The following is an 11,062-nucleotide window of genomic DNA, read 5'->3' as shown; positions in this document are numbered from 1 at the left end:
CCCGCCGCCAGGCATCGCCAGGCCACGCGGGCGCCGACGCGGTAGGCGCTGCGCAGGGCGTCCAGCGAACGGCCGTCGCGCACCTCGCCGCGGCCCAGCTCGTAGGCCGCGTCACCGGCGTCGCCGCCCGTGGCGTTCCCGCTCGCGAGGTCCAGGTAGTGCCCCAGGGCGGTGCGAACGGCTCGGCGCATGGTGGCGCCCATGCGGCCCGAAAGGGCGTTGGCGTAGGGCGGGACCTCGTCGATGATCGCCTCGACGACCTCGTCGGCGGTGGCCTTCAGCGCGGCCCGCATTGCCGTGACCGTCGTCTCATCCAGGGCCAGTTCGCTGGCCCTCCGAACTGCATGGCTCACGTTTCTATTCCCTGCGAACAATTCAGCCGACCAGATTTACGTCCTGCGGTCAGGACTTTACGCCTTGAGGCGCAGCAGGCTGGAGTCATGACGAGTACAGCCCTCCGCACCAGGGCGTGGAAACTGCTGGAGATGGTCACGACGCCGCTGCTGCCGTCGGACTACCTCGACCTGGTCAGCCCGCTCCGTGCGGGCGCCGACCTGCGTGGGCGCATCGAGGCCGTGCACCCCGAGACGGGTGACGCCGCGACCGTCGTGATCAGACCGGGACGGGGCTGGCGCGGCCACACGGCCGGTCAGTACGTGCGGATCGGGGTCGACGTCGACGGAGTGCGCCTGTGGCGTGCCTACTCGGTCACCTCGCCGACGAACCGCCAGGACGGCCGCGTCACGATCACCGTGAAGGCGATCCCGGACGGCAAGGTCAGCAACCACCTGGTCCGCAGCGCGAAACCGGGCACGCTGATCCAGCTCGACCAGGCGACCGGTGACTTCGTGCTGCCGCGGGCCAAGCCCGCCAAGGTGCTCTACCTGACGGCCGGCAGCGGCATCACGCCCGTGATGGGCATGCTGCGCGACACCGAGTTCGACGACGTCGTCATGGTCCACTGCGCGCCGCGGCCACAGGACGTGATCTTCCGCGACGAACTGCACGACCTGGTCGCGGACAAGAAGCTGCGGCTCACCGAGGTGCACACCGACACGGACGGCAAGCTCGACATCGCCCGTCTCGACGAACTCGTGCCCGACTGGGCCGAGCGCGAGACCTGGGCCTGCGGGCCCGCGGGCCTGCTCGACGCCGCCGAAGAGCACTGGAGCGAGCACGGCGTCCAAGAGCGCCTGCACACCGAACGCTTCCGCCCCAACATCGTCGTCACCGGCGACGGCGGCGAGGTCACGTTCAGCGCCAGCGGCAAGACCGTCGGCGCGGACGGCGCCACGCCGTTGCTGGACGTCGGCGAGGAGGCCGGCGTGCTCATGCCCTCCGGGTGCCGCATGGGCATCTGCTTCGGCTGCGTCACGCCGCTCAAGGCGGGCGCCGTCCGCGACCTGCGCACCGGCGAGATCACCGAGGCCGAGCCGGGCGTCCTCATCCAGACCTGCGTGTCCGCCGCGGCGGGCCCCTGCGACATCGAACGGTAGGAGCACCTTGACCGCCACCGACCCCACCGCCCACCTGACCGCGGAGCAGATCGAGGAGCTCGGCCGCGAGCTCGACGCGATCCGCGACGAGGTGATCGCCGGCCGCGGCGAGAAGGACGCCGCCTACATCCGCAAGGTCATCTCGGCGCAGCGCAAGCTCGAACTGGCCAGCAGGGGCGTGCTGTTGTTCTCGCTCTTCCCGCCCGCGTGGCTGCTCGGCACCGCCGGTCTGTCCGTGGCGAAGATCATGGACAACATGGAGATCGGCCACAACATCCTGCACGGCCAGTGGGACTGGATGCGGGACCCGAAGATCCACTCCACCACCTGGGAGTGGGACCACGTCTCGCCGTCCGAGCAGTGGAAGCACTCGCACAACGAGCTGCACCACACGTACACCAACGTGATCGGCAAGGACAACGACCTCGGCTACGGCATCATGCGCGTCGACGAGGACCAGAGGTGGCACCCGTTCCACCTCGGCCAGCCGCTGTGGAACTTCATCAACGCCTGTTTCTTCGAGTACGGCATCGCGGCGTACGACCTGGAGCTCGGCAAGAATCTGAACAAGCGCCGCCGCAAGAACCCGGAGTTCCGCGCGCGGGCCAAGGCCGTGGGCCGCAAGATCCGCAAGCAGGTGCTCAAGGACTACGTGATCCACCCGCTGCTGTCGGGCCCGTCGTTCCTCCCCACGCTCGCCGCCACGTTCACCGCGAATCTGGTCCGCAACATCTGGACCCACTCGGTGATCATGTGCGGGCACTTCCCCGAGGGCGTGCAGGTCTTCGAGCGCCGGTCGATCAAGGGCGAGACGCGCGGCCAGTGGTACCTGCGCCAGATGATGGGCTCGGCGAACATCAGCGGCAGCAGGGCCATGCACTTCATGACCGGAAACCTGTCGCACCAGATCGAGCACCACCTGTTCCCGGACCTGCCGAGCAACCGGTACGCCGAGGTCGCGGTGAAGGTGCGCGCGCTGTTCGAGAAGTACGAGCTGGAGTACGTCACCGGGCCGCTGCCCAAGCAGGTGCTCTCCGCGTGGCACAAGGTCTTCCGGCTCTCGCTGCCGAACAAGAAGCCCAAGGTCAGGACGCCGGACCGCGAGCAGGAGCTCGTCGCGGCCTGATTCCCGGTACTGGTTCAGATCTTTCGGCCGTACCAACGGCGTCACCAGCCGCGCCGACATGACCAGCCACCCCCACCCGGTCAGCGGCTACGGGCTGCGCGTGCGGATGCCGTCCCGCAACGCCGCGATCGGCCTCGCCCCACTCCCCCTCCTTCCCGAGATCCAGCAGCGGCGGCGCCAGCTGTGACGTTCCTACGCCGTGGCGCTGGAGGGGATCGAGGGAGCCGTTCTGCTCGACATCGACGTTGAACGCATGGTGCCTCACCGGTGCGGGGTCCGTGTCCCGCATCACCAGGAGGAAGTCTTCGGCGCCCTGCGCCAGCTCGGCATCGGCACCCACTACCCGCCCAACCACCTCCAGCCCGCCTTCACGGCCTGACGTGGACGCAGGCCGCGCGTCCCGCCCACAGGGCGTCCTCGAGCGCTGTGATGGCTGGGGACGTCTTCGGGTCGTCCTTCTCCCGGAACGTCTCCCAGTATCGGGCGAGCTGCCGCAGCGTGGTGTTGGCCTCGTCGATCGTGACGATCAGCCGCAGCACGCCGTCCAGGTCGGCGCCCAGGTCGAGGCGGCGCTTGAGTTCGTCGGCGAGGCCGACCAGGGCGTCGTGGATGCCGGCGATGTCAATCCCCTCGAATCGCGGAGACCTTCCTATGCAGCAAGCCCCTCACCGAGGCCGGCCCAGTAGCCGTGTTCGTAGTCGATCGGGCTCTTGAAGCCGCACACGCTGTCTGGCCGACGGCTGTTGTAGAAGTTGGTGATCCAGGTCGCGATCCGGATCCGGGCCTCGGTGCGTGTGGCGAAGGCGTGCCTATGGACGTACTCGACCTTCAACACGCGTCCGGAAGGACGACACGCGAGTGTCCGCACCCTGCCCGGGGGCCGCCGACCCCGCGCTACAACACCAGCGGGGCGTCAGCAACCGTGCGAACGTCAGATCCAAGCCTTCAACGACTTCTGTCTCCGCGACCCAGCAAGCCGCCCCACACGACGGACGCCTTCCCTGAACTGCCGCTCCCACAGCAGGAGTTGGCCGCTCACCTGCCGGGGCCAAGTCGCTGGGCGAGGTCGTGGGCCGTGGCGCTGGTGAGGTCTCCGTCGTAAGCGCCGACGATCTCGACACGGCCCACGGTGATCGAGTGGGCCACGATGGGAGCGCCCCACAGTTTGCCGTCCACGACGATGGCGAACTGGTTGCGCGGGGCCGGGGCCGACGCGAGGGAGCCGGTCAGCGTGGCGAAACGAGTCCGGTCGGCGGGCGTGAGGGTCACCTCCACCTGCCAGCTGCCGTCGACGGTACCCTTCTCGGCCTTCACCGCGGAGACGCGGACGTCGCTCATGCCGCCGGCCGAGTCGGCGTGAATGCACATCGCCGGGTGGGTCTCGGTGCGGTGCACGGTATAGCCGCCGCCGGCCGGGGTGCAGGCCCGCTCTGTCGCCGAGGTGACCGGCAGGAGGGAGATCGTGGCCGCCTTTGTAGCGTCTCGTCCTTCGGCGGGCTGCACCATGTGGGCGCGGAGCGGGTCGTCGTCCGCGACAGCCACCCAGGCGGTGGCTACCGCCGCGGCGACGGCAACCCCGACACCGGCGCGCGTTAGCCGCTGCCGCCGCCGGGCGACCCGCAACGCGCCGTCGGCCAGGCCGACGAGATGGGCGCCGACGTCACCGTCGCGCTCCCGGACATGAGTGTGCAAGGTGTCGTGCAGCAGTTCCTCGGTCGAATCGTTCATGCGGTCACGCCCCTTCCGAAGGCATTGGAGGAGACGGACGGCCCTGCCTCGGCCAGAGTGATGCGGAGCGTGACGAGGGCCTTGTGGGTCTGGCTGCGGACCGTGCCCGGAGCGACGCCCAGGATCGCGGCGATCTCGCTGTCGGGCCGGTCCTCGAAGTAGCGCAGCACGATCACCGCACGCTGACGCTTGGGCAGCCGCCGCAGCGCGGTCATGATGTCCTGCCGCTGGACGACGGCGTCGGCCCAGTTGGCGCCCTGTGCGGACGGCTGGTCCGGCACTGAGTCCGTGACCGTCTCCCGCCCCCAGCTGAGCAGCCGGAAGCGATCCACCTGGGCGTGGTAGAGCGCGCGGCGCACATAGATCTCTGGCTGTTCCCGGTCACGGAGCTTGGACCAGCGTCGGGCCGTGGAGGCAAGCGCGGTCTGGAGCAGGTCCCGGCCCTGTTCCCAGTCCCCGGTCAGCAGGTAGGCCGTGTGCAGCATCGACCTCGACCGCGCCGCCACGAACTCGCGGAACTGGCGTTCCTCGTCGGCGTTCAATGCGCCCTCCCTCGTTCCCCCGTAAAGACGGGTACGGACACGCAAACGACTGCCCTGCCGCACGCACTTTCTCCGCCTCGTCCACCGGACAGCAACGCCGAAGGTCATGGAAGGACGCCGACACGCCAGGCCGTGGGGGGAGGACCCCGGAGCCGCAGGCGACGGACTTCGGGCCGAGCGGCGTGCCGGTTCCGATCTTGGGGAAGGTCGGCCAGACAGTGAGCATCACCGAGGGCATGCGGAACACCGGGCCGGGCCGGATGGACCTCAGTTGGACGCCACCAGCCTCGGCGCTTTCGTGGTAGCCACGGGCCGCTGTGGAACTGCACACCGCACAAGGCCGCCGCAATGCGCTACACCTACAACGCCGCCAGCACGGACTCCAGGCCGGGCGACTTGGAGACCTGCCCTGTCACCCGATCGTGCAGCGGACCCGGGTGTACCGCCCCACGACAGCAGCATCACCAATAGCCACCACCCCACGTCAGCGACCCCACCCACCCACAACACCCACCAGCAAAAACACCCCCGCCTGACACCTCATCACCGACACCCACCCACTGACACCAAACCGGGACATCGCAGGTCAGGGCACCGTACTTGCCGTAGTGCAACTCGTACTGCTGCTCGATCGGGCCCCAGCGGATCGGCCGCGTCAGCGAGGCGCCAAGGGCCGGGCGGGCTGTCGTCCGGCGCCTTCATCCGCGAACTGCCCGGCGGATGTCTACCAGGTCGTGAAAGCGAGCGTCATCGGATCGGGGCTTGTCTCGTTCGCGTAGTAGCCGCTGCCGGTGTGCAGGAAGAACCGCCCGTCGTCGTACAGCATGGGCACCTTGACATCGGTGCTGATCAACGAGTGCAGCGTGCTGTTGAGCGACAGCTGGTTGGGCATCTCCATCAACGTGGTGCTCTTGCCGGTGGCGGGGTCCAGGCGCAGGATCCGGGCGGGGGTGGTGGGTTCGGCCTCCTGCACGGCGACGAGGGCCTTGCCTTCGGCGCGCACCGGAACGAGGGTCGAGTCGTCCGGGGCCGAGAAGCTGCGGATGGCCTTGCCGGTGGTCAGGTCGAAAGCGGTGATCCGGTTGCCCGCGGAGTAGTTGTGGGGGTCGCTGCCGAGGTAGGCGGTGTCGCCGCTCACGACCGTGGCGCCGCAGCCGCCGGCCTCGCCGCACCCCGCGACGTAGTCGTCGCCGAGTGGGATGGTGGATTGCACCTTGCCCTCGTCGGAGACGGTGACCAACTGGTCGGCGTCCAGGCCGTCGTCGTTCTGAAGCAGGCCGAGCACGAGCGGCTCACTGGACACCAGCCAGGCGCCCTTGGCCTTCGGCACCTCGTACCGCCACGTCGCTTTGCCGGTGCCCGGATCGCGCTCGCCGATGCGGAACTTCATGCCGGCGGAGGTCTTGCAGTAGGACAGGGTGAGGAGTTCCTCACCGCCGAGGTGCTCCTCCTGGGTACAGCCGTCGGCCGGGGCGGTCCACGCGGGGGCGCCGGTGGAGGTGTCGTAGGCGGCGGACCCGCCGGGCCAACCGGCCGCCGCGACGGTGTCGCTGATCGCGACGTTCAGGCCGAGCCCGAGGCTGACGCTCTCGTCGGTGATCGGCTTCTCCCACACCTTGACGCCCTTGTTCACGTCGATCACCGCGAACCGCGTGCAGTGACTCTTCACGGTGTCCTCGGTCGCGTGGAAGACGACGGCGACGAGACCGGCGGAGGTCACGTTGCGGGAGGCCCCGCAGAGGCCGCCGGAGAGCGGGACGGTCCAGGCGCGCTTGCCGGTGGTCAGGTCGTAGCCGGTGACGGCCTGCTCGGCGCCGGTGGCGTAAGCGCGGGAGGTGAGCCAGGCTCCGGGGGTCTGGACGTAGTCGCTGGCGTTCTTCGGCTTGGGCGGGTCTACGTTCAAGAGCTGCCGGCCGTTGATGGTGGTCGGGGTCGGGGTGGGCGTGGGGGGCAGGGAGGTGGCGCTCGCCCTGCCGTCCGAGCGGGTGGAGTCGTCGCCGCGGAGCATGAGGACCGTGCCGGTGGCGAGGAGAGCCAGGACGGCGGCCACTGCGCACAGCACGAGCGGCAGGCGCCGTCTGCGGGTGGGCGGTTGCTGAGGCGGGGGCGGGAACTGAGGCTGGGCATAAGGATTCTGAGCGTGTGGCAGAGGGCCCGGCTGTGGCTGCTGAGGGGGCTGGTAGGGGCCGTAGGACTGAGGGGGCTGATACGGCCCCGCCTGCTGGGGGTACGGGGGCGGCTGCGGAGGCCGGCCTTGCGAGGGAGGTGGCATTGGCGGCTGCGACATGGGGTGCTGTTCTCCTTCGCCCGGGCGCATGGCTACGCGGGGCGCGCGACTCGGCGTGGATGACGGGAACATGTTCGCAGATGTGATCATCCTGACGCCACGAGGGTGGCCGGGTGCCCATCGGGTACCAACGCCCCCGCCCGGACGGTTGCCGCAGGCACCACGCCCGGCCCACGGGATCGTTCGGTCGTCGGGCCCCCGGCGCAAGCTGCACGGCATGCGGGGAACCGGCAGCGGCAAGCGTGCCGCCGCACAGCCACCGCAGGATCAGAAGTGCCGTTCCCATGGCAGCGAAGCGGGGTGTACCACCACAAGACAGCCGCGACGCTCAACACCCCACGACCAGCGAAAACGCCCTGCCCTGACATGCCGTCACCGACATCACCCACTGACACCAAACCGGCACATCGCAGCCGGTGCGACGGACTCGGGCCGGCCGATGGGCTGTCCATCTCGCCGCCGCCCGCCAGTTCCACGCGCGTGAAGGTCACCTCCGTGTCCCGAGGAAGTTCGTCGAGGAGCTGGCCGGTGGGGATGGGGAGAGCGGTATGCCGGTTCGGCTCGGGGGGTGGCTCGACAACACACGGCGCAGGGCGGACAGGCTCACCCCGGAACGTCTGGCGGCGCTCGATGAGTTGGGCATGCGCTGGTAGGCCGTGCGGCGAGCCGGCGTTCGGGAAGCTGCAGTCCCGCTCCGGCCTGGGGTCTCCGGCCGGCGGAGGGCTTCGCTGTCCGCCTGGCCGCCTTCGATGTCCTGGCCGTCGGTGACACGGACTGGTGGGCCGAGCGGTACGAGGAGCGGCGGCGAGGCGATCTGTCTCCGCACCGGGAACTGCCCTTTTGAATTGGCGCGGAGAGCGTGAACGTGGTGTGCCGGGATCGCAACTGGTCAGAAGATTCAGAAGATGATGAGTTGACGGCCCCTCAGTCCGCCCTTCTCCAGGTTGCGGTGTGCCTCCGCCGCCCTGTCCGGGGTGAGGCGGGCTGCCGTGCGCAGGGTCAGGGTGCCCTTGGCTGTCAGGGTGGCCAGTTCTTTGAGGGTTTCCTGTTTGTTGTCGTATGCCATGACGTTGAGGTGGTGGTGGGTCATGCCGGGGAGCAGGTCCAGCGGGCCGGGGCGGCACTGGACGTAGTCTCCGTCCCGGCGGACGACTGGGAGGAGGGCGGTTCCTGTGGCCGCTGCGTCGACCAGGGCGTCCACTCCCTCGGGGACTGCCTCCAGGTAGGCGTCGGCCGTTCTGGCCACCGGCATGGCGCCCAGTTCGCGCAGGAGGTCGTGGTCGGTGGGGTCGGCGCCTGCGACGACTCGCAGGCCCTGGTGGGCGGCCAGTTGGACCACGTAGCCGCCGAGGGCTCCGGTGGCGCCGGTGACGGCGATGGTGGCTCCTGCGGGGAGCGCGAGAAGGGTCAGTGCCTGGTGGGCGGTGAGGCCGTTCATGGGAAGGCCGGCCGCGTCGTGCAGGTCGGTTTCGTCGGGCAGAGGTGTGGCGTGGTCCTGCGGGGTCACGATGTATTCGGCTTGTGCACCGCCGTACGGGTGCAGGGGGTTGACGTACGCCATCACGCGCCGGCCGGGGGTGAAGTCGGTGCCGGGGTCGGTGGCGTCCACGGTTCCGGAGGCGTCCATGCCGGGAGTGTGGGGCGGGGGACGTTCTGGAGGAAGGCGGCGAACATACCGCTGCGCAGGGCCAGGTCGCTCGGGTTGACGGCGGCTGCGGCCACCTTGATGCAGATCTCGCCGGGGCCGGGCGTGGGCAGGGGCCGGTCGACTGTGCCAAGGACGTCAGGGGTGCCGAAGCTGTGGATGCCGATGGCTCACACGGGACTGGGGAGCTCCGTTCTGGAGGTCGGCGTCGGTCGTGCGGCGGATGCTCCCGTGGTGGGCTTGTGCGCGGTTTGCGAGGGGTTTGGTTGGCGGAGGGGGCCTGTGGTGGCCGTGCGGTTCATGACTTCATGTGCGCCCGGGGATGCGGGGAGAAGTGGCGGGCCAGGACGTCGAGGGCGTCCTTGACTTCCTTGAGCTGTTGGGGGCCTGCGTCGCCAAGGGCGGCGGTGAGGGTGTCGTCGATGGCGCCGGCCCTGACTTCGGCGACGCGGCCGGAGATGTGGGGGGCCTGGCGGACCAGGAGGCGGCGGCGGTCGGCCGGGTCGGGGGCCGTGATGACGGCGCCGGCTTCCTTCAGGCGGGCGACGGCGGTGGAGACCTGGCTCTGGTGCAGGCCGGTCCGGGCGGCGATCTCGCCGACGGCGCTGTCGGGGTGGGTGGCCAGGTCGCTGGTGACGATGAGGACGGACCGGACGCTGCCGCCGTAGCGGGTGAGTCCGCCTTCGGGTTCCGGGATCGCGGCTTCACCGATCTTCATCAGGGTGCGTCCGAGGAGGAACAGCTCGACTCCGTTCATGCCCCCCACATTACATCAAGGAAGATGCATCTTTTCTTAATGCATCTCTCTTGATGCATCACATAGTGATGGGTTACTGTCGTCGCAGAGACCCGGGCACCACCGGGGCGGAGCAAAGGAGCACGACCGTGCGCAAGTGGCGAGGGAACCCGTGGGCCGTCCTGGTGACGCTCTCCCTCGGGTTCTTCATGACCCTGCTGGACCTGACGATCGTGAACATCGCGATCCCGGACATGATGAGCGGGCTCGGCGGCTCGCTGGACCAGATGCTCTGGGTGGTCAGCGGGTACGCGCTGGCGCTGTCGGTACTGATCATCACCGCGAGCAGGCTCGGGGATCTGCGCGGACCGCGGAACCTGTTCGCGGCCGGACTCGTCGTCTTCACCCTCGCCAGCATCGCCTGCGGGCTCGCCCCCACCGCCACCGCGCTGATCGCCGCCCGGGTGGTCCAGGGGCTGGGCGCAGCACTGCTCACCCCGCAGACCATGACACTGATCGTCGCCGTCTTCCCCGCCGGGCGGCGCGGCACCGCCATGGGCATCTGGGGCATGGTCGCCGGGCTGGCCACCCTGTCCGGCCCGACCCTGGGCGGCGTCCTGGTGTCGGCCGTGGGCTGGCGGTGGATCTTCCTGGTCAACGTGCCGGTCGGGGTGGCCGCGTTCGTCCTGACGTTCCTGGTGGTACCCGACATCCGGCCCGCGCGCACCCACCGCTTCGACCTCACCGGTGTGCTGCTGTCCGCCGCCGCCCTGTTCTGCCTGGCCTTCGGTCTGCAGGAGGGCGAGAAGTACCAGTGGGGTCCGGTCATCTGGCTGATGCTCGGCGCCGCGGGCGCACTGGGCGCCGGGTTCGTACGGCACCAGCGGCGCCGTCAGGACCGCGAACCCCTCGTCCCGTTCGCGCTGTTCAAGGACCGCAACTTCACCGCGATGACCGCCCTGGTCGGGCTCGTCTCGGTGGCGATGCTCGGCCTGGTCCTGCCCTTCAACCTGTATCTGCAGTCCGTGCTGCACCTCAGCGCCGTCACAGCCGGACTGGTGCTCGCACCCTCCTCGCTGGTGTCGATGACGGTCGGGCCGTTCGCGGGCCGGCTGGCGGACCGGATCGGCGGCAAGTACGTCCTGCTCACCGGGCTCGTCTGCTACGCCGCAGGCATCCTCGCCATCACTCTGACCGCCGCGCCCGGCATCGTCTGGTACGCGTTCGTCCCGGCCACCCTGCTCACCGGTCTCGGGGTCGGCTGCATCATCGCCCCCATGTCCACCGAGGCCATGCGGCACGTCCCGCCGCAGCTCGCCGGTGCCGCCTCCGGAATCAACAACACCGTGCGGCAGATCGGTTCCGTGGTCGGCGCCGCCGCCGTCGGCGCGCTGCTGCAGGGCCGGCTCGCCGCCGAGCTCGCCACCGGCAAGACCTACGCCGCTGCCTTCACCGCCACCCTGCACACCACAGCGCTCATGCCGCTCGCGGCACTGGCTGTC

The 11,062-nt window shown here is 69.6% G+C and carries 13 protein-coding genes and 1 pseudogene; 6 read left to right on the top strand and 8 right to left on the bottom strand.

Features of this window, described 5'->3' with window-relative positions; genetic code table 11:
• Window positions 1-353, bottom strand: a pseudogene (locus tag R6V09_RS34515) (PucR family transcriptional regulator); the annotation flags it as partial.
• Window positions 354-440: 87 nt separating this feature from the next.
• On the opposite strand from R6V09_RS34515, the gene R6V09_RS34510 reads away from it, so the two are divergent.
• The 4 genes from R6V09_RS34510 to R6V09_RS34495 are packed head-to-tail and all read left to right on the top strand — an operon-like array spanning window position 441 to window position 3,001.
• Window positions 441-1,496, top strand: coding sequence for a ferredoxin reductase (locus tag R6V09_RS34510; protein ID WP_317885404.1), 1,056 nt, complete (start codon window positions 441-443; stop codon window positions 1,494-1,496).
• Between the two features lie 7 nt (window positions 1,497-1,503).
• Window positions 1,504-2,622 carry a fatty acid desaturase family protein gene (locus R6V09_RS34505; RefSeq protein WP_317885403.1) on the top strand — a complete coding sequence of 373 codons (1,119 nt, stop codon included), beginning with the start codon at window positions 1,504-1,506 and terminating at the stop codon, window positions 2,620-2,622.
• A 58-nt stretch (window positions 2,623-2,680) separates the two neighbouring features.
• Window positions 2,681-2,809: a hypothetical protein gene (locus R6V09_RS34500; RefSeq protein ID WP_317885402.1), complete on the top strand. Its 129-nt coding sequence runs from the start codon at window positions 2,681-2,683 to the stop codon at window positions 2,807-2,809.
• Window positions 2,810-2,821: 12 nt separating this feature from the next.
• Complete coding sequence (locus tag R6V09_RS34495; RefSeq protein ID WP_317885401.1) at window positions 2,822-3,001, top strand: hypothetical protein; 180 nt, start codon at window positions 2,822-2,824, stop codon at window positions 2,999-3,001.
• Here R6V09_RS34495 and R6V09_RS34490 read toward each other — a convergent pair.
• From R6V09_RS34490 to R6V09_RS34470, 5 genes are all read right to left on the bottom strand, one after another.
• The gene (locus R6V09_RS34490; RefSeq protein ID WP_317885400.1) at window positions 2,991-3,161 is read right to left on the bottom strand and encodes a hypothetical protein; all 171 of its coding nucleotides are present in this window, start codon (window positions 3,159-3,161) and stop codon (window positions 2,991-2,993) included. The genes R6V09_RS34495 and R6V09_RS34490 overlap by 11 nt on opposite strands.
• Window positions 3,162-3,271: 110 nt before the next feature.
• Window positions 3,272-3,457, bottom strand: a complete 186-nt coding sequence (locus tag R6V09_RS34485; RefSeq protein WP_317885399.1) for an IS3 family transposase — start codon at window positions 3,455-3,457, stop codon at window positions 3,272-3,274.
• Between the two features lie 200 nt (window positions 3,458-3,657).
• Entirely contained in the window at window positions 3,658-4,350 is a 693-nt protein-coding gene (locus R6V09_RS34480) for a SecDF P1 head subdomain-containing protein (protein WP_317885398.1), read from the bottom strand.
• Window positions 4,347-4,892, bottom strand: a complete 546-nt coding sequence (locus R6V09_RS34475) for a SigE family RNA polymerase sigma factor (RefSeq protein WP_317885397.1) — start codon at window positions 4,890-4,892, stop codon at window positions 4,347-4,349. The genes R6V09_RS34480 and R6V09_RS34475 overlap by 4 nt, the downstream gene beginning before the upstream one ends.
• Before the next feature lie 724 nt (window positions 4,893-5,616).
• Window positions 5,617-6,942, bottom strand: coding sequence for an outer membrane protein assembly factor BamB family protein (locus R6V09_RS34470; RefSeq protein ID WP_317885396.1), 1,326 nt, complete (start codon window positions 6,940-6,942; stop codon window positions 5,617-5,619).
• Between the two features lie 653 nt (window positions 6,943-7,595).
• Here R6V09_RS34470 and R6V09_RS34465 point away from each other — a divergent pair.
• The gene (locus R6V09_RS34465) at window positions 7,596-7,832 is read left to right on the top strand and encodes a helicase associated domain-containing protein (protein ID WP_317885395.1); all 237 of its coding nucleotides are present in this window, start codon (window positions 7,596-7,598) and stop codon (window positions 7,830-7,832) included.
• A gap of 245 nt (window positions 7,833-8,077) precedes the next feature.
• Here R6V09_RS34465 and R6V09_RS34460 read toward each other — a convergent pair whose 3' ends face one another.
• A complete protein-coding gene (locus tag R6V09_RS34460; protein WP_442810208.1) occupies window positions 8,078-8,911 on the bottom strand; it encodes a zinc-binding dehydrogenase in 834 nt (277 codons plus the stop codon).
• 211 nt (window positions 8,912-9,122) lie between these two features.
• Window positions 9,123-9,581 carry a MarR family winged helix-turn-helix transcriptional regulator gene (locus R6V09_RS34455; RefSeq protein ID WP_317885393.1) on the bottom strand — a complete coding sequence of 153 codons (459 nt, stop codon included), beginning with the start codon at window positions 9,579-9,581 and terminating at the stop codon, window positions 9,123-9,125.
• A gap of 128 nt (window positions 9,582-9,709) precedes the next feature.
• Here R6V09_RS34455 and R6V09_RS34450 point away from each other — a divergent pair.
• Window positions 9,710-11,062, top strand: a 1,353-nt coding sequence (locus tag R6V09_RS34450; RefSeq protein WP_317885392.1) for a DHA2 family efflux MFS transporter permease subunit, incomplete at its 3' end; no start/stop codon positions are given.

The organism is Streptomyces sp. W16 (assembly GCF_033194735.1).
Taxonomy (GTDB): Bacteria; Actinomycetota; Actinomycetes; order Streptomycetales; family Streptomycetaceae; genus Streptomyces.
Note: the sequence above shows the minus strand (reverse complement) of the source record. Positions and strands in the feature narration are given on the sequence as shown.